At 72.1% G+C, this 18,178-nt stretch carries 13 protein-coding genes; 10 read left to right on the forward strand and 3 right to left on the reverse strand.

Going from position 1 to position 18,178, the window contains the following annotated elements:
• Positions 1-264 precede the first annotated feature (264 nt).
• From ACZ470_RS31765 to mfd, 3 genes are all read left to right on the forward strand, one after another.
• Complete coding sequence (locus tag ACZ470_RS31765; protein ID WP_468432809.1) at positions 265-1,053, forward strand: ABC transporter ATP-binding protein; 789 nt, start codon at positions 265-267, stop codon at positions 1,051-1,053.
• Positions 1,050-3,629 carry an ABC transporter permease gene (locus ACZ470_RS31770; RefSeq protein ID WP_468432810.1) on the forward strand — a complete coding sequence of 860 codons (2,580 nt, stop codon included), beginning with the start codon at positions 1,050-1,052 and terminating at the stop codon, positions 3,627-3,629. Before ACZ470_RS31765 ends, ACZ470_RS31770 begins: the two co-directional genes overlap by 4 nt.
• A gap of 415 nt (positions 3,630-4,044) precedes the next feature.
• Positions 4,045-7,578 (forward strand): transcription-repair coupling factor, encoded by a 3,534-nt coding sequence (gene mfd, locus ACZ470_RS31775; RefSeq protein WP_468432811.1) that lies wholly within the window; start codon positions 4,045-4,047, stop codon positions 7,576-7,578.
• A 67-nt stretch (positions 7,579-7,645) separates the two neighbouring features.
• Here the strand turns inward: mfd and ACZ470_RS31780 are convergent, their stop codons facing one another.
• On the reverse strand, positions 7,646-7,831 hold the full coding sequence (locus ACZ470_RS31780) for an antitoxin (protein WP_468432813.1): 186 nt from the start codon (positions 7,829-7,831) through the stop codon (positions 7,646-7,648).
• 165 nt (positions 7,832-7,996) lie between these two features.
• On the opposite strand from ACZ470_RS31780, the gene ACZ470_RS31785 reads away from it, so the two are divergent.
• Positions 7,997-8,776, forward strand: a complete 780-nt coding sequence (locus ACZ470_RS31785) for an HNH endonuclease family protein (protein WP_468432815.1) — start codon at positions 7,997-7,999, stop codon at positions 8,774-8,776.
• 3 nt (positions 8,777-8,779) lie between these two features.
• Here ACZ470_RS31785 and ACZ470_RS31790 read toward each other — a convergent pair whose 3' ends face one another.
• The gene (locus ACZ470_RS31790; protein ID WP_468432817.1) at positions 8,780-9,634 is read right to left on the reverse strand and encodes a hypothetical protein; all 855 of its coding nucleotides are present in this window, start codon (positions 9,632-9,634) and stop codon (positions 8,780-8,782) included.
• Between the two features lie 21 nt (positions 9,635-9,655).
• A complete protein-coding gene (locus ACZ470_RS31795) occupies positions 9,656-10,153 on the reverse strand; it encodes a hypothetical protein (RefSeq protein ID WP_468432819.1) in 498 nt (165 codons plus the stop codon).
• A gap of 201 nt (positions 10,154-10,354) precedes the next feature.
• Between ACZ470_RS31795 and ACZ470_RS31800 the strand changes: the two genes are divergently transcribed.
• The 6 genes from ACZ470_RS31800 (at position 10,355) to ACZ470_RS31825 (ending at position 18,082) form a co-directional block, all read left to right on the forward strand.
• Complete coding sequence (locus tag ACZ470_RS31800; protein ID WP_468432975.1) at positions 10,355-12,445, forward strand: HsdM family class I SAM-dependent methyltransferase; 2,091 nt, start codon at positions 10,355-10,357, stop codon at positions 12,443-12,445.
• A gap of 132 nt (positions 12,446-12,577) precedes the next feature.
• Positions 12,578-13,207, forward strand: a complete 630-nt coding sequence (locus ACZ470_RS31805) for a hypothetical protein (protein WP_468432821.1) — start codon at positions 12,578-12,580, stop codon at positions 13,205-13,207.
• A gap of 38 nt (positions 13,208-13,245) precedes the next feature.
• Positions 13,246-14,742, forward strand: coding sequence for a protein kinase domain-containing protein (locus ACZ470_RS31810; RefSeq protein ID WP_468432977.1), 1,497 nt, complete (start codon positions 13,246-13,248; stop codon positions 14,740-14,742).
• 195 nt (positions 14,743-14,937) lie between these two features.
• Positions 14,938-15,588, forward strand: a complete 651-nt coding sequence (locus ACZ470_RS31815; RefSeq protein WP_468432823.1) for a SurA N-terminal domain-containing protein — start codon at positions 14,938-14,940, stop codon at positions 15,586-15,588.
• Between the two features lie 60 nt (positions 15,589-15,648).
• Complete coding sequence (locus ACZ470_RS31820; protein WP_468432825.1) at positions 15,649-16,641, forward strand: nucleoside triphosphate pyrophosphohydrolase; 993 nt, start codon at positions 15,649-15,651, stop codon at positions 16,639-16,641.
• Between the two features lie 160 nt (positions 16,642-16,801).
• Entirely contained in the window at positions 16,802-18,082 is a 1,281-nt protein-coding gene (locus ACZ470_RS31825; protein WP_468432826.1) for a cytochrome P450 family protein, read from the forward strand.
• Positions 18,083-18,178: the final 96 nt, after the last annotated feature.

Below are 18,178 nucleotides of genomic sequence, written 5' to 3' on the forward strand. Positions count from 1 at the left end.
CGGGGAGGGTTCGTACCGGCGGAGGACGAGACCGGGCGGGGGTCGTCCTTAACCTGGCTTTACGCCGCTGGGGGGCGGTGAATCCCAGCGGCGGGGGTGGGGTTTTCCCCAGGAAGAGACTGCGCTGAGCACCAGCGCGTAGGAACCCCGTCCCCCGCCAGACTGAAGCACGTCGCACCACCACAACGCACCAGCGGCCGCCGGATCCCACGGAGGGCGCCGGGGCACCGCTTTCATCTTGCTGACCGACATAGGAGACATACCGTGACATCGGCTGTGACCATTCCCAGGCACGGGGGCACTGGAGGGCGTACGGCCGTTGCCGCGCGGGCGCGGCAGGTCGTGAAGGCGTACGGGTCCGGTGAGACCCGTGTCGTCGCCCTCGACCATGTCGACGTGGACATCGCACGCGGCCAGTTCACCGCGATCATGGGCCCCTCGGGGTCCGGCAAGTCCACGCTGATGCACTGCCTCGCCGGGCTCGACACCGTGACCAGCGGTCAGATCTATCTGGACGAGACCGAGATCACCGGCCTGAAGGACAAGAAGCTCACGCGGCTGCGCCGGGACCGGATCGGCTTCATCTTCCAGGCGTTCAACCTGCTGCCGACGCTGAACGCGATCGAGAACATCACGCTGCCCATGGACATCGCCGGCCGCAAGCCCGACAAGGCGTGGCTGGACCGGGTGGTGGAGACCGTCGGACTCGCGGAGCGGCTGAAGCACCGGCCGACGCAGCTGTCCGGCGGTCAGCAGCAGCGGGTCGCCGTGGCGCGGGCGCTGGCCGCCCGCCCGGAGATCATCTTCGGTGACGAGCCGACCGGAAACCTCGACTCCCGCGCCGGCGCCGAGGTCCTCGGCTTCCTGCGCCGCTCGGTGGACGAGCTGGGCCAGACCATCGTGATGGTCACCCACGACCCGGTCGCCGCCTCCTACGCGGACCGGGTGCTGTACCTCGCGGACGGCCGGATCGTCGACGAGATGCACCAGCCGACGGCCGATCAGGTCCTGGACCGCATGAAGGACTTCGACGCCCGGGGGCGCACGTCATGACCGTGCTCAAGACCTCCATGCGCAACTTCTTCGCGCACAAGGGACGGATGGCGCTGTCCGCGGTGGCGGTGCTGCTGTCGGTGGCCTTCGTGTGCGGGACGCTGGTGTTCACGGACACCATGAACACGACGTTCGACAAGCTGTTCGCGGCGACCTCCTCCGACGTCACGGTGAGCACCAAGGACTCCTCCGACAGCGGTGAGACGACCGCCGGCAACGGCAAGCCGCCGGTGATGCCGGCCTCCGTGCTCGACGAGGTGCGCACGGCGGACGGCGTGAAGTCGGCCGAGGGCACGGTGTTCTCCACCTCGGTGACCGTCGTCGACGGCGACAAGGACAGCCTCTCGCCCACCAGCGGCGGCCCGACCATCGTCGGCAGCTGGAACGGCAACGACGCCCGCACCATGAAGATCACCTCCGGTGCGGCGCCCAAGGGCGCGGACCAGATCATGGTCGACGCCGACACCGTCGACAAGCACGACCTGAAGCTCGGTGACGAGATCGGCGTCATCAGCGCGCTCGGCACCCACATCGCGAAGATCTCCGGCATCGCCGACTTCACCGTCACCAACCCCGGTGCCGCGATCTTCTTCCTGGACACCGGGACGGCGCAGCGGGCCCTGGTCGGCGAGAGCGGCGTCTACACCAACGTCAACGTGACCGCCGCGGCCGGCGTCAGCGACGTACAGCTGAAGAAGAACGTCGCGGACCGGCTGGGCGGCGAGTACAAGGTGCAGACCGCCGAGGAGACCGCGGAGGCCAACCAGAAGGACGTCGAGGGCTTCATGAGCGTCATGAAGTACGCGATGCTCGGCTTCGCCGGGATCGCCTTCCTCGTCGGCATCTTCCTGATCATCAACACCTTCTCCATGCTGGTCGCCCAGCGCACCCGGGAGATCGGCCTGATGCGGGCGATCGGCTCGTCCCGCAAGCAGGTCAACCGCTCGGTGCTGGTCGAGGCGCTGCTGCTCGGTGTCCTCGGCTCGGTCCTCGGGGTCGGCGCGGGCGTCGGTCTCGCCGTCGGCCTGATGAAGCTCATGGGCATGATGGGCATGGAACTGTCCACGGACGACCTCACGGTGGCCTGGACGACCCCCGCGATCGGACTGCTCCTCGGTGTGGTCGTCACGGTGCTCGCCGCCTATCTGCCCGCCCGCCGCGCCGGCAAGATCTCCCCGATGGCCGCGCTGCGCGACGCCGGTACCCCGGCGGACGCCAGGGCCGGCTGGATCCGGGCCGGGCTCGGGCTCGTCCTCACCGGCGCCGGCGGCTTCTCCCTCTACCTGGCGGGCAGCGCCGACAAGGCCACCGACGGGTCCCTGTGGCTGGGCCTGGGCGTGGTGCTGTCCCTGATCGGCTTCGTCGTCATCGGTCCGGTGCTGGCGAGCGGAGTGGTGCGCGTCCTCGGCGCGGTCCTGCTGCGGGCCTTCGGGCCGGTGGGCCGCATGGCCGAGCGCAACGCCCTGCGCAACCCGCGCCGCACCGGCGCCACGGGCGCCGCGCTGATGATCGGTCTCGCCCTGGTGGCGTGCCTGTCGGTGGTCGGGTCCTCCATGGTCGCCTCGGCCGGCGAGGAGCTCGACAAGGCCGTCGGTACGGACTTCATCATCCAGAACGACAGCGGTCAGCCGATCACCCCGCAGGCCGTCGAGGCCGTGAAGTCGGCGCCGGGCATCGACCGGGTCACCGAGTACAAGTGGACCGAGGCGGACTTCACCACACCCGACGGCAGGACCGTCGACGAGACCGCGATCACCGCCGCCGACCCGACGTACGCGACCGACCTGCGGGTCGAGACCGTCGCCGGCGAGCTCAAGGACGCCTACCGGCCCGACTCGATGTCCGTCCACGAGGACTTCGCCAAGGACCACGAGGTCACGATCGGCTCGAAGATCGAGGTCGCCTTCAAGGACGGCTCGACGGGCTCGCTGACGGTCCGGGCCATCACCAGCAGTGAGGGCGTGGTCGACGCGGGCGCGATGTACACGTCCATCGACACCCTCGCCAAGTACGTCCCGGCCGACAAGATGCCGCTGGACCAGCTGGTCTTCGCCTCGGCGAAGGACGGGCAGAAGGACGCCGCGTACAAGGCGCTCAAGGACGGGCTGCACGACTACCCGCAGTACACCGTGCGCGACCAGACCGACTACAAGGAGGCGCTGAAGGACCAGATCGGCCAGCTGCTGAACATGATCTACGGCCTGCTGGCCCTGGCGATCGTCGTCGCGATCCTCGGTGTGGTGAACACGCTGGCCCTGTCGGTCGTGGAGCGCACCCGGGAGATCGGCCTGATGCGGGCCATCGGCCTCTCGCGCCGGCAGCTGCGCCGCATGATCCGCATGGAGTCGGTCGTGATCGCCCTCTTCGGTGCCCTGCTGGGCCTGGGCCTGGGCATGGGCTGGGGCGCCACCGCGCAGCAGCTGCTCGCCCTGGAGGGCCTGAAGGTCCTCGACATCCCGTGGCCGACGATCATCGGTGTCTTCCTCGGCTCGGCGTTCGTGGGCCTGTTCGCGGCCCTGGTCCCGGCGTTCCGCGCCGGCCGCATGAACGTCCTGAACGCCATCGCCACCGACTAGCCACCGCACACGGGGGTTGCGGGGGAACACCGGCGCCGGAGAGTCCTTGGGGGGACTTTCCGGCGCCGGGTTGTTTCCGCCAGCCGGTCCGGCGTTTGAGGAGGAGGCCCGCCAGGGCGGAAGGGGGGTTCGGGGGCGGGGGCCTCTGGGGTTGGGCTCTCACGTGGGTGGGCCACCGGCGCCGGTTCGTGCATGCAGCCCGTCCGGCGTTTGAGGACGAGGCCTGCCAGGGCGGAAGGGGGGTCCAGGGGGCGGAGCCCCCTGGCGGGTCGAGCACCCACACCGGCTCACCGGCAACGGTCGTTGTCCACAGCCCCGACACCGGGGTTCTCCAGCGACGTACGCTGGAGAACCCCGGCCCGCCGCGCGTGTCGGGCCCGTCGTGTTGCACACCCCCGGACGGAAAGCGCCCCGAATGAGCCTGCACGGTCTGCTCGACGCCGTAGTCAAGGACACCGCCCTCGCCGAAGCGATCGCGGCGGCCGCAGACGGCAACCGCATGCACGTCGACCTGGTCGGCCCGCCCGCGGCCCGCCCCCTCGCGGTCGCCGCGCTGGCCCGCGACTCCGGCCGCCCCGTACTCGCGGTGACGGCGACCGGCCGCGAGGCGGAGGACCTGGCCGCGGCCCTGCGCTCCCTGCTCCCGCCGGAGGGGGTCGTGGAGTACCCCTCCTGGGAGACGCTGCCGCACGAGCGGCTCAGCCCCCGCAGCGACACCGTCGGCCGCCGCCTGGCCGTACTGCGCCGCCTCGCCCACCCCCGCGCCGACGACCCCGAGACCGGCCCGGTCTCCGTCGTCGTCGCGCCCGTGCGCTCGGTCCTCCAGCCGCAGGTCAAGGGCCTGGGCGACCTGGAGCCGGTGTCCCTGCGCACCGGCTCCACCGCCGATCTGAACGAGGTCGTCGAAGCCCTCGCCGCCGCCGCGTACGCGCGCGTGGAGCTCGTCGAGAAGCGCGGCGAGTTCGCCGTACGGGGCGGCATCCTGGACGTCTTCCCGCCCACCGAGGAACACCCCCTCCGCGTCGAGTTCTGGGGCGACGACGTCGAGGAGATCCGCTACTTCAAGGTGGCCGACCAGCGCTCCCTGGAGGTCGCCGAGCACGGACTGTGGGCCCCGCCCTGCCGTGAGCTGCTGCTCACCGAGGACGTGCGGGAGCGTGCGCGGGCCCTGGCCGAGCAGCACCCGGAGCTGGGCGAACTGCTCGGCAAGATCGCCGAGGGGATCGCGGTCGAGGGCATGGAGTCCCTGGCCCCCGTCCTCGTCGACGACATGGAGCTGCTGCTCGACGTGCTGCCCAAGGGCGCCATGGCCGTGGTCTGCGACCCGGAGCGGGTGCGCACGCGCGCGTCGGACCTGGTGGCGACCAGCCAGGAGTTCCTCCAGGCGTCCTGGGCGGCCACCGCCGGCGGCGGCGAGGCGCCCATCGACGTGGACGCCGCCTCCCTGTGGTCCATCGCGGACGTCCGCGACCGGGCCCGCGAGCTGGACATGATGTGGTGGTCGGTGTCGCCGTTCGCCGCCGACGAAGAGCTGGACGCGGACACGCTCAAGCTCGGCATGCACGCCCCCGAGACCTACCGCGGCGACACCGCGCGGGCGCTCGCCGACACCAAGGGCTGGCTCGCCGACGGCTGGCGCACGGTGTTCGTCACCGAGGGCCACGGCCCCGCCGCCCGCACGGTCGAGGTGCTGGGCGGCGAGGGCATCGCGGCCCGCCTGGACACCGATCTCGGCGAGATCACCCCGTCCGTCGTGCACGTCGCCTGCGGCAGCATCGACCACGGCCTGGTCGACCCGGCGCTCAAGCTCGCCGTCCTCACCGAGACCGACCTGACCGGTCAGAAGGCGTCCGGCCGCGAGGGCGCCCGGATGCCGGCCCGGCGCCGCAAGACCATCGACCCGCTCACCCTGGAGGCGGGCGACTACATCGTCCACGAGCAGCACGGCGTGGGCCGCTACATCGAGATGGTGCAGCGCACCGTGCAGGGCGCCACCCGCGAGTACCTGGTCGTCGAGTACGCCCCCGCCAAGCGCGGCCAGCCCGGCGACCGGCTCTACATCCCCACCGACCAGCTGGAGCAGATCACCAAGTACGTCGGCGGCGAGGCCCCCACCCTGCACCGGCTCGGCGGCGCCGACTGGACCAAGACCAAGGCGCGTGCCAAGAAGGCGGTCAAGGAGATCGCCGCCGACCTGATCAAGCTGTACAGCGCCCGCATGGCAGCCCCCGGGCACGCCTTCGGGGCCGACTCGCCCTGGCAGCGCGAGCTGGAGGACGCCTTCCCGTACGCGGAGACCCCCGATCAGCTCACCACCATCGCCGAGGTCAAGGAGGACATGGAGAAGTCGGTCCCCATGGACCGCCTGATCTGCGGCGACGTCGGCTACGGCAAGACCGAGATCGCGGTACGGGCCGCCTTCAAGGCCGTACAGGACGGCAAGCAGGTCGCCGTGCTCGTCCCGACGACGCTGCTGGTGCAGCAGCACTTCGGCACGTTCAGCGAGCGGTACGCGCAGTTCCCGGTGAAGGTGCGGGCGCTGTCCCGCTTCCAGACGGACACGGAGGCGAAGGGGACGCTGGAGGGCCTGCGGGAGGGGTCGGTGGACGTCGTCATCGGCACCCACCGTCTGTTCTCCTCGGAGACCAAGTTCAAGGACCTGGGCCTGGTCATCGTCGACGAGGAGCAGCGTTTCGGCGTCGAGCACAAGGAGCAGCTGAAGAAGCTGCGCGCCAACGTCGACGTACTGACCATGTCGGCCACGCCGATCCCGCGCACCTTGGAGATGGCGGTCACCGGCATCCGCGAGATGTCGACGATCACCACCCCGCCGGAGGAGCGCCACCCGGTGCTCACCTTCGTCGGCCCGTACGAGCAGAAGCAGATCGGCGCCGCCATCCGCCGCGAACTGCTGCGCGAGGGCCAGGTCTTCTACATCCACAACCGGGTCGAGTCGATCGACCGCGCGGCGGCCCGGCTGCGCGAGATCGTGCCCGAGGCGCGGATCGCCACCGCCCACGGCCAGATGTCGGAGTCGGCGCTGGAGCAGGTCGTCGTCGACTTCTGGGAGAAGAAGTTCGACGTGCTGGTGTCGACGACGATCGTCGAGTCCGGCATCGACATCTCCAACGCCAACACCCTGATCGTGGAGCGCGGCGACAATTTCGGCCTCTCCCAGCTGCACCAGCTGCGCGGCCGGGTGGGGCGTGGCCGGGAGCGCGGGTACGCCTACTTCCTGTACCCGCCGGAGAAGCCGCTGACGGAGACCGCGCACGAGCGGCTCGCGACCATCGCCCAGCACACGGAGATGGGCGCGGGCATGTACGTGGCGATGAAGGACCTGGAGATCCGCGGCGCGGGCAACCTGCTCGGCGGCGAGCAGTCGGGCCACATCGCGGGCGTCGGCTTCGATCTGTACGTGCGGATGGTGGGCGAGGCGGTCGCGGACTACCGGCGGCAGCTGGAGACGGGTGAGATCGAGGAGGAGCCGCCGCTCGAGGTGAAGATCGAGCTGCCCGTCGACGCGCACGTCCCGCACGACTACGCGCCGGGCGAGCGACTGCGCCTCCAGGCGTACCGGGCGATCGCCTCCGCGAACTCGGAGGAGGACATCAAGGCCGTACGGGAGGAGCTCGTCGACCGCTACGGCAAGCTGCCGGAGCCGGTGGAGAACCTGCTGCTGGTGGCGGGTCTGCGGATGCTCGCCCGCGCGTGCGGTGTCGGGGAGGTCGTGCTCCAGGGCAACAACATCCGCTTCGCGCCGGTGGAGTTGCGCGAGTCGCAGGAACTGCGCCTGAAGCGCCTGTATCCGGGCTCGGTCGTCAAGCCGGCCGCGCACCAGGTGCTGGTGCCGCGTCCCAAGCCCGCGAAGGTGGGCGGGAAGCCGGTGGTCGGACGGGATCTGCTCGGCTGGGTCGGGGAGTTCCTGACCTCGGTGCTGGGGTCCTGATCCGCGGAACGAGAAGCCGTCCACGGCGAAGGTCGCCGTGGACGGCTCGGAACGGGTGACGCGAGGCCTACGGCTGGTCGGGACGGTCGCGGTCCATGCCGAGCCGGCGTTCGGCCTGCTGCTGCCCGGTATCGATCTGCTGCTCGTACTTGCCGCCGGTCCTCTCGTTCATTTTCCGTTCCGCGGCGTCCGAGGCCTGCTTGGCCTTCTCGCGTGCCGCCTTGTTGCTCTTGAACTTGTCGAGGATGCCCATGCAGAGCTCCTTCCGGAGGTGACTCAGAACCGACGATACGCGCGCTTTGCGACGAATGCCCATATGGGCACCGAATTGGTCTGGACCTCTCACTCGTTACGGTGAGATCCGGATCGATCCCCGGCCGTCAGGGCAGGGATTCAGAAGAACAAAGGGAGGGGCGCGGTGACGCGATACAGGGGGTGGGGCGTTCGGAGCCGGCGCACGGGTCCGGCGGTGATCGCCGCGGTGGCTCTCCTCGCCGGGTGCGACGGAATCCAGGACGCCGGCTCCCCGGCCGGCGGCGGAGGGGGGAGCGCCTCCACCGGCGGGCGCGCGGTCAGCCCGCTGGACAACCCGGACGGCACCGGACCGGGCCTCGCGCCCGTGACCGGCGACGCGGACCGGGACGCGGCCGTCGCGCTCATCACGAAGGTGACGACCAAGGGGCGCGGGCCGAGGACGGGCTACGACCGCGACGAGTTCGGCTACGCCTGGATGGACACGGCCGACGGGGTCCCGCTGGCGAGGAACGGGTGCGACACCCGCAACGATCTCCTCCAGCGCGACGGACAGGACGTGCGCTTCCGGTCCGGCTCCGACTGCGTGGTGGTCGCCCTGACCCTGGCCGACCCGTACACCGGCACGACCATCGAGTGGCGCAAGCAGGACGCCGCCGAGGTGCAGATAGACCACGTGGTGCCGCTCTCCTACAGCTGGCAGATGGGCGCCTCGCGCTGGCCGGAGGAGAAGCGGGAGCGGCTGGCCAACGACACCCTCAACCTGATCCCGGTCCAGGGCCGGGCCAACTCGGCCAAGGGGGACTCCGGACCGGCGGCCTGGCTCCCGCCCGCCAAGGGCGTCCGGTGCGCGTACGCGGTCCGGTTCGCGCAGGTCGCCCTCAAGTACGAGATGCCGGTGACGACGGCCGACCGGCGGATGATGCTGGCGCAGTGCGGCGGCTGAGGGTCAGCCCAGGGCGTCGAGGTCCAGGACCTCGCCGGCGGGCTTCCGCACCGGGACCGGCTTCTCGTAGTCGCTGAAGGTGAGGGAGCCCGGCTCGGTCGTGGACGTGCTGTCGAACCGCAGCAGGTACGGCGCGCCCTCGGTGGCGACGTACAGGGTGAAGCGGTCGTCGCCGTCCCGCGCGTTCAGCGTGATCGCGGGCGTGCCGTCGAGGGTCGTGGTCTTCCCGCGGGTCGCCTCCGTGTCGCCCTCCTCCGCGTCGCCGAAGATCTGGTCGAGGTCGCAGAAGCCCGCGAAGTCCTCGGCGTCGGAGCCCTTGGCGGACGTCTTGGTCCACTTCCCGGCCAGCAGCGCCACGGCCGCGTCCACGCTCTCCTTCGGCTGGCCCTCGCTCTGGGCCCGCAGGAACCTCTCGTCGTACTTCATGTAGACGGTGTCGCCGGTCATGAGCAGTTCGGCCTCGCCCTTGCCGTCCATCCCCATCGTGCCGGCGCACTCGCCCCGCTTGTTCAGGGCCATGTCGATGTGGATGGTGCCGCCGCTCCTGTCGTCGGGGACGTCGCCCGTCATCCGCAGGGACGACGCCCCGGTCGTGGCCTTGAAGGCCTTGTCGGCGATCTCGCCGCCGGTCAGCCCGGCGAACGGGCCCTGCTTCGGCTTCGGGGAGCTCTTCGCTTCCTTCTCCGTGCCCTGTCCGGGCGAGGTGCTGCTCTTCCCGGCCTGCTCGCGCGAGGAGCTGCTCTTCCCGGCCGAGTCGCGCGAGGTGCTGCTGTTCGCCTTGTCCTCGCTCCCGCAGCCGGTGAGGGCGGCGGTCGCCACGGCGGCGAGGCAGAGAGCGGTGAGTGCGGTGCGGCGCATGACGGTTTCCCCCCGGAATGGTCAGAAGTTGCCGTTGCCGATGATCTCACCGTCGGCGTCATAGACGGTGACGAGGCCGTTGTCGCTCTGCTTCCAGTCGGCGAACGCGGAGGCGATGAGCTTGGCGGGGCCGGTGCCCTCGCCCATGATGCCGCCGGTGAAGTCGGTGTAGACGTCGGCCGCGTCGAGGATGTCGTTCTGCTCGTCGGCGCCCTGCACCTTGGTGACGTGCGAGACGGCGTCCTTTTCCTGGGGCGTGCCGTTCTTCCGCACGAACGCCTTGAACTGCTCGGCCTGGGAGGCCTTCTCGGTGCCCTTGTCCTCGGCGGGCTTGGCGTCGGAACCGCCGTCCGACTTCGAGCCCCCGTCCGACTTGGCCCCGCCGGACTGCTGCCGCGCGGACGCCGAGGTGCCGTTGTCGCCGGACCCGCCGTCCGAGTCACCGGAGTTCGCCGAGACCGCGCCGATGACGACGATCCCCACGACGGCGCCCAGCGCGATCTTGGTCTTCATGCCCATGACTGTGTCCCCTCCCGAGACGGCGACCGCCACCTGTCGACGGCCGCTCGTTCACGAGGACAATGAGAACAGGCGTTGTGAACGAAGTCAACGCGATTCATCAGTAGTGACTAGTACACGTCTGTGAATCATGGGATCGTGTCATCGTCGGTATGCTCGTCGTCACACATGGCAGAGGGCGAGCGGGGCGGGGTGCCGGGCATGCAGGACGACGCGACAGAAGTGACGGCCGCGGGCATCGCACGGCTGGCCGGCGTCGGCCGTGCCGCCGTGAGCAACTGGCGCCGGCGGCACACCGACTTCCCCGGGCCGGTCGGTGGCACCGGGACCAGCCCCTCGTTCGCGCTGCCCGAGGTCGAGGGCTGGCTGCGCCGGCACGGCAAGCTCGCCGAGGTCCCGCTGAAGGAACGCGTCCGGCAGCAGCTCGCCGGCCACCCCGCCGGGCCCGTCACGGCCCTCACCCATGCCGGCTGCGTCCTGCTCCTGATCCACGACCGTCCCCCGGTCTGGCTGGAGGTGAGCGACGGCACCGACGAACGGCTCGCCGCGCTGCTGCCCGGAGCGCTGGAGCAGGTGCTCACGCCGCGGCTCGGCGACACGGACGGCTCCCGTGTGAACTCACCGTTTCCCGTGAACTCACCGGTTTCCGTGAACTCACCGGCTCCTGTGAACACCCCCACCGCCCCCCAGCTGCTCCCCTCCGTCCCCCTCCTCCGCGCCGTCGCCGCGCTCGCCGCCGAACTGGGCGCCCGGCACACCTTCGAGTTCCTGCTCGGCCGGCACCTCGACGCCAACCCGCGCCAGTACCCGGCCACCCCCACCGACCTCGCCGGACTCATGGCGGGCCTGGCCGGCACCGCACGAACCGTCCTCGACCCGGCCTGCGGCACCGGTGCCCTGCTGCGCGCCGTCGGCAACGGCCCCGGCCGACGGCTGTACGCGCAGGACAGCGCCCCCGAACTCGCCGCCCTCACCGCGCTCCGCCTCGCCCTGCACACCCGCGCCCCCGTGCACGCCGCCGCCGGCGACACCCTGCGCGCCGACGCCCACCCGGAACTGCGGGCCGACGCCGTCCTGTGCCACCCACCGTTCAACGAGCGCGACTGGGGGCACGACGAACTCGCCTACGACCCGCGCTGGGAGTACGGCTTCCCGGCCCGCACCGAGTCCGAGCTGGCCTGGGTGCAGCACGCGCTCGCCCGGCTGCGGGACGGCGGCACCGCCGTGCTGCTGATGCCGCCCGCCGCCGCGTCCCGCCGCTCCGGACGCCGGATCAGGGCCGACCTGCTGCGCCGGGGCGCGTTGCGCGCCGTCGTCGCGCTGCCGGCCGGCGCGGCACCCCCGTACAACGTCCCGCTGCACCTGTGGGTGCTGCGCCGGCCCGAACAGGCGCCCGCGCCCCCGGAGCTGCTGCTCGCCGACGCCGGGCACTTCGCCGGCGAGGGGCGCGGCGGCCCGGACTGGCAGGGCGTGCGGGAGACGGTCCTCGACGCCTGGCGCGCCTTCGACCGGGCCGGCCGGCTCGACGAACGGCCGGGAACCGCCCGCTCCGTGCCCGTCGTCGAACTCCTCGACGACGACGTCGACCTGGCCCCGGCCCGCCATCTGCCGCCCCCGGCCGCCGCGGACGGCGCCGGCCGGCTCGCCGACGTACGCGAACGGCTCGCCGAGACCCTGCGGCTGACCGCCGACCTCACCCCGCCGCCCGTGGACCCCGCGCGGCCCCCCGCCGGACGCCGGCCCCTCACCACCGTCGGTGAACTCGCCCGCGCGGGCGCCCTGGTGATGCGTACCGGCGGAAACGGCGGGCACGCGCGCGTGCCTGTCCTCACCGACCACGACGTACTCGCCGGAACCGGCCCCTCCGGGATGCTCCCGGAGAGCGAGGAGGAAGCCGTGCTCACCGAACCCGGCGACGTCGTCGTCCCCGTGCTCGGCGGGGGCGCCGTCGCGCGGGTGATCGACGACACGACCGCCGGGGCCGTCCTGGGCCGCAACCTGGTGCTGCTGCGCCCCGATCCGGAGGCGCTCGACGCGTGGTTCCTCGCCGGGTTCCTGCGCGGCACCGCCAACCACCGCCAGGCGAGCAGCCACGCGTCCACCGCCACCCGGCTCGACGTGCGCCGCCTGCGACTGCCCCGGCTCCCGCCGGCCGAACAGCGGCGCCACGGCGCCTGCTTCCGCGCCGTCGACGAGTTCGAACGGGCGCTCCGACAGGCGGGCCGGCTCGGCGAGCAGCTCGTCCGCGGGATGTACGACGGCCTGGCCGACGGGACGATCGCCCCCGACTGAGCCCACCGGACGCCCTCAGGACGCCCCCGGAGCACAACGGTTCGGTACATCCCGGGACCGGTTGTCCCCATCGGCCTATACGCTCGGACCCTCAACGGAGTTTCCACCGGCTACACCTGTCCAGGAGCAGTCATGTACGGCCACGGCGTGGCGCCGCCGAACCGCAGCGCGGCAACGATCATCACCCTGCGCGTGCTGTTCGCCGCCGCCGGGTTCCTGTCGTGCGGGCTGCTGGCGTGCGTGCCGCTGTTCCGGATCGCGTTCCTGCGGGGACGCGTACTCGACTGGGCGGCGGCCTGGGTGAGCATCCCGCTGTCGATCAGCTGCCTGGCGGTGGTCGGTTCGCTGCCGGAGACGGACGTCCGCACCGACATAGCCCTGGCCGTGGTCCTGATCCTCGGGGCGAGCGCGGGCGCCTACTTCCTGACGGTGGACATCCGCCTCCACCGGCAGCCCGGCCCGTACGGGGGCCCGGTGCCGCCGTCGCCGCACGCCACGACGATGCACTCCCCGGGCGGCCACGCCCCCTACGGCTACCCGCAGCAGGCCGCGCCGTACGCGCCCACGCCGGTGCCGGGGCCCCCGGCACCGCACGCCCCGATGCCTCCCACCCCGGTGCCCCACACCCCCGTACCGCCGCAGCAGCCGCCGCCGCACCCCGGGCCGGCCCGGATCGACCAGGTGCGCGCCGAGCTGGACGAACTCAGCGACTATCTGCGCCGCCAGGACGGACAGCAGGGCAACCACGAGGGCGGAAGGTGAGCGTGACGACGGGACGTGTCGTCGCCGGCCGCTATGAACTGTCCACGCTCATCGGACAGGGCGGCATGGGGCAGGTCTGGACGGCCTACGACAAACGGCTGGACCGGCGCGTGGCGGTGAAACTGCTCCGCCCGGACAAGGTGGCCGGCCAGGAGGCCGACGAACTGCGCCGCCGCTTCGTGCGCGAGTGCCGGGTGACCGCGCAGGTCGACCACCCCGGCCTGGTCACGGTGCACGACGCGGGCAGCGAGGGCGAGGAGCTGTTCCTCGTCATGCAGTACGTCGACGGCGCCGACCTCGGCGACCACCTCGCCGAACACGAGCCGTACCCGTGGCAGTGGGCGGTCGCGGTCGCGGCGCAGCTGTGCGCCGTACTGAGCGCCGTGCACGCCGTGCCGATCGTCCACCGCGACCTCAAACCGCGCAACGTGATGGTGAAGCAGGACGGCACGGTCACCGTGCTCGACCTCGGCGTCGCCTCCGTCATGGACAGCGACACCACGCGTCTGACGCACACCGGTTCGCCCATCGGCTCGCCCGCCTACATGGCGCCCGAGCAGGCGATGGGCGGCGCGGTCGGCCCCTACACGGACCTGTACGCGCTGGGCGTGCTGATGCACGAGCTGCTCAGCGGCGACGTGCCGTTCGCGGGCTCCACGGCGCTCGGGGTGCTGCACCGGCACCTGTACGAGCCGCCGCCGCCCGTGCGCCGGCTCCGCCCGGAGGTCCCCGAGGCCCTGGAGGCCCTGGTGCTGCGCCTGCTCGCCAAGGACCCGCAGCACCGCCCGGACTCCGCTCAGGAGGTCTACGAGCACCTGGAGCGGCTGCTCCCCGCGCGGGGAACGCCCACCGGCGCCCCCCTGGACCCCACCCGCCCCTTCCTGCGCCCGCACGCCCCCTGGCCGGACCGCGCGCGTACACCCGCTCCCCAGCCGGCGCCCGCCGCGCCGTCCGCGCCGGTGGCGGAGAAGGCCGATGTCGCCGCCGCCGTGGACGAGGTGAAGCGGCTGCTCGGCGAGGGCCGCATCACCCAGGCCGTCGACATCCTCGGCTCGATCCTGCCCGTCGCCGCCGAGCAGCACGGCGAGCACTCCCCGGTCGTCCGCACCCTGCGCAAGCAGTACGCGGCCACGCTCCTGGACGACGGCCAGTACCGGCGCGCCCTGCCCGAACTGCGCCGCCTCGCCGACGAACGCGCCGCCGAGGCCGGCCAGGCCGACCCGCAGTCCCTGCGCCACCGCTACGAGGCCGCGCAGTGCCTGGAGCAGCTCGGCGAACCCGCGGCGGCGCTCGCCGAGTACCGGGCGCTGCTGCCGTACTACGAGAACCAGTACGTCGCGGCCGGCGACCCGCAGCTCGCCCATGACGTGCGGCGCCGCATCGGCCATCTGCTGCTCGCCCTCGGCGACCGGGCCGCCGCCCACGACACGCTGGTGCGGCTGCTGCACGACGTGGAACGCGTGCAGGGCCCCGGGCACCCGCTGGCCGCCGACATCCGGCGGACCCTCCAGTGGCTGGGACAGGTGCGCGGATAGGCGGGTGCGGCGCGGGCGGTGCGGGCCGCGCGGCCCGCGCGGAGAGGCCGTACGGCCGTACGCGGTCCGGGTGCCGGTGCCGGAAGTCGACGTGAATCGTTGGTCGAATGGGTTGGCCAGAGCTTGGCCGATGCCTACCATCGATCACCGCAAGACTTTGTGCACCGCCGCACAAGCTCTCCTCAGGAGGTCTCCTTGCACCGCCGCCGTCGCACCGCGCTCCTCCTCACCGCCGCGATCGCCGCAGCGGCGCCCCTGCTCACCGCCTGCGGCAACGACGCGCACCCCGGTGCGGCAGCCGTCGTCGGCGGCGAGCGGATCACCGTGTCGCAGCTGGAGAACCGGGTCGACGAGGTCCGCGCCGCCCAGCGGGCGGCCGTACCGGACGACGCCCAGTACCAGCAGGCCATCGCCCGGACCGGCAGCCTCACCCGGGACACCCTGCACGGCATGGTCCTGGACCGGGTGCTGGAGCGCGCCGCGCGGGACGCGGGCGTGAGCGTCAGCCCCCGGGAGGTCCAGCGGATGCGGTCCGGTCTGGAGCAGCAGGCCGGGGGCGCCGAGGGGCTGGAGGCGGCCTGGCTCCAGCAGTACGGCATCCCGCCGCAGCGCCTCGACGAGAACCTCCGCCTCCAGATCCAGGCCCAGAAGCTCGCCCAGCAGCTCGGCACCGACACCAGCCGGCCCGAGTTCTGGCAGGCGCTGTCCGAGGCGAGCAAGGACCTCGACGTGGACCTCAACCCGCGCTACGGCAGCTGGGACGTCGAGAAGAGCAGCCGCGTCGACGCCAGGACGCCGTGGGTGCGGGACGTCACCACGGCGGCGGAGGCGCCGCAGGCGCTCTGACCGGCCGGACCGCCTGTGGATAACTCCGGAGGTGTCGGCGGGGTGGGCTAGTTTCGGAGCGTGAACGCAATCAGTCCCGCTCCGACCACCGAAGCCGACGCCCCCGGCCGCGTCGTCCTGCTCACCACCAGCCACCGGGTCGCGCCGGGGCTGCTGTCCTGGCCGGCCTGGCAGGCCCTGCACGCGGCCGACCGGGTGCTGTGCGCGGACGGCGCCCATCCGCAGCTGCCGTATCTGCGGGAGGCGGGCATATCGGTCGAGGAGGCGGCACCGACCGCCGAGGAGGTCGTCGACGCCTGTGCCGGAGGGCGGACGGTGGTGGTCGTCGCCACCGGCGAGGGCGAGCCCGCGCTCACCGACGGCCTGGCCCGCCTCGCCGGGTCCGGGAGGGTCCGGATGCCCGAGCTGGAGCTGCTGCCCGCCTCCTACGACCTGCCGGGCGCCCGGTTGCTCGACCTCGTGCAGGTCATGGACCGTATCCGCGCCGAGTGCCCGTGGTCCTCCCAGCAGACCCACAAGGGCCTGGCGAAGTACGGCATCGAGGAGGCGTACGAACTCGTCGAGGCCATCGAGGAGGGGGACCGGGACGAGCTGCGCGAGGAGCTGGGGGACGTCCTGCTCCAGGTCGTCTTCCACGCGCGGATCGCCGAGGAGCACCCGCAGGAGCCGTTCTCCGTGGACGACGTGGCCGGCGGGATCGTGGCCAAGCTGATCCACCGGCATCCGCATGTCTTCGGCGAGGAGACGGCGGCCACGCCGGAGGACGTCAAGGAGCACTGGCTGCGGACCAAGGCGGTCGAGAAGCGGCGCGAGTCCGTGACCGACGGCATCCCCCTCGGGCAGCCCGCCCTCGCCCTCACCGCGAAGCTGGCGTCCCGCGTCCGCACCGCCGACCTCTCCGTCCCCCTCCCGATGGGTGAGGGCATCGGCTACGAACTGCTCGCCCTGGCGGTGCGGGCGGAGGCGGCGGGGGTTGATCCGGAGGCGGCGTTGCGGGCGGCGGCGCGGGTGTATCGCGACGCGATTCGCTTCGCGGAGGGGCGCGAGGGCTGAGAGCGGGGGTGCGGCGCCCGGGAGGGTTTTTCGCCCCCGCCGCCCCTTCCCGTCCCGTCCCCGGGGGCTCCGCCCCCGGACCCCCCTTCGCGCAGTTCCCCGCGCCCCTGAGGGTGCTGCCCCGCGCCCCCTGAGGTGTCCCGCCCGTTAGGGTCGCCGCATGCATGACCAGCCCGCCGCTCCCGAACTCTTCACCTGGGAGTTCGCCGCCGATCCCTATCCCGCCTACGCCTGGCTCCGTGAGCACGCGCCCGTGCGCAGGACGCGGTTGCCCAGTGGGGTCGAGGCGTGGCTGGTCACGCGGTACGTCGATGCCAAGCAGGCCCTCGCCGACAGCCGGCTGTCCAAGAACCCCGCGCACCACGACGAGCCGGCGCACGCCAAGGGGAAGACCGGGATCCCCGGGGAGCGGCAGGCCGAGCTGATGACGCACCTGCTCAACATCGACCCGCCGGACCACACCCGGCTGCGCCGGCTCGTCAGCAAGGCGTTCACCCCGCGCCGCGTCGCCGAGTTCGCGCCCCGGGTGCGGGAGCTCACCGACGGGCTCATCGACCGGTTCGCGGACAACGGCTCCGCCGACCTCATCCACGAGTTCGCCTTCCCCCTCCCCATCTACGCCATCTGCGACCTGCTCGGCGTCCCGCGCGAGGACCAGGACGACTTCCGGGACTGGGCGGGCATGATGATCCGTCACGGCGGAGGGCCGCGCGGTGGCGTCGCCCGGTCCGTGAAGAAGATGCGCGGGTATCTCGCCGAGCTGATCCACCGCAAGCGCGAGGCGCTCCCCGCCGACCCCGCCCCCGGCGAGGACCTCATCTCCGGCCTCATCCGCGCCTCCGACCACGGTGAGCACCTCACCGAGAACGAGGCCGCCGCGATGGCGTTCATCCTGCTGTTCGCCGGTTTCGAGACCACCGTCAACCTGATCGGCAACGGCACCTACGCCCTGCTGACCCACCCCGGTCAGCGTGAACGTCTGCAACGGTCCCTCGCCGCCGGGAAACGCGGTCTGCTGGAGACCGGCGTCGAGGAACTCCTGCGCTACGACGGTCCGGTGGAGCTGGCCACGTGGCGGTTCGCCACCGAGCCGGTCACCATCGGCGGGCAGCACGTCGCGGCCGGTGACCCGGTCCTCGTCGTCCTGGCCGCCGCGGACCGGGATCCGGAACGGTTCGCCGACCCGGACCTGCTCGACCTCGGCCGGCGCGACAACCAGCACCTCGGATACGGCCACGGCATCCACTACTGCCTGGGCGCCCCGCTGGCCCGCCTGGAGGGCCAGACCGCGCTCGCCACCCTGCTGACCCGTCTGCCGGACCTGCGGCTCGCGGTGGAACCGGCCGAACTCCGCTGGCGGGGCGGCCTCATCATGCGCGGACTGCGCACCCTCCCCGTGGAATTCACTCCTGTCCCCACGGCAGGACCCGCGCAAACATGACACGCCCTCAACTCTGTGATCTTCACGTGATCTGCGCGGCATGAACTTGTGACAAGTGATCGTCTGCCGATACGTTCACCCATCAAGTGCGGTGTA

It is taken from the genome of Streptomyces sp. NPDC031111 (assembly GCF_055570675.1).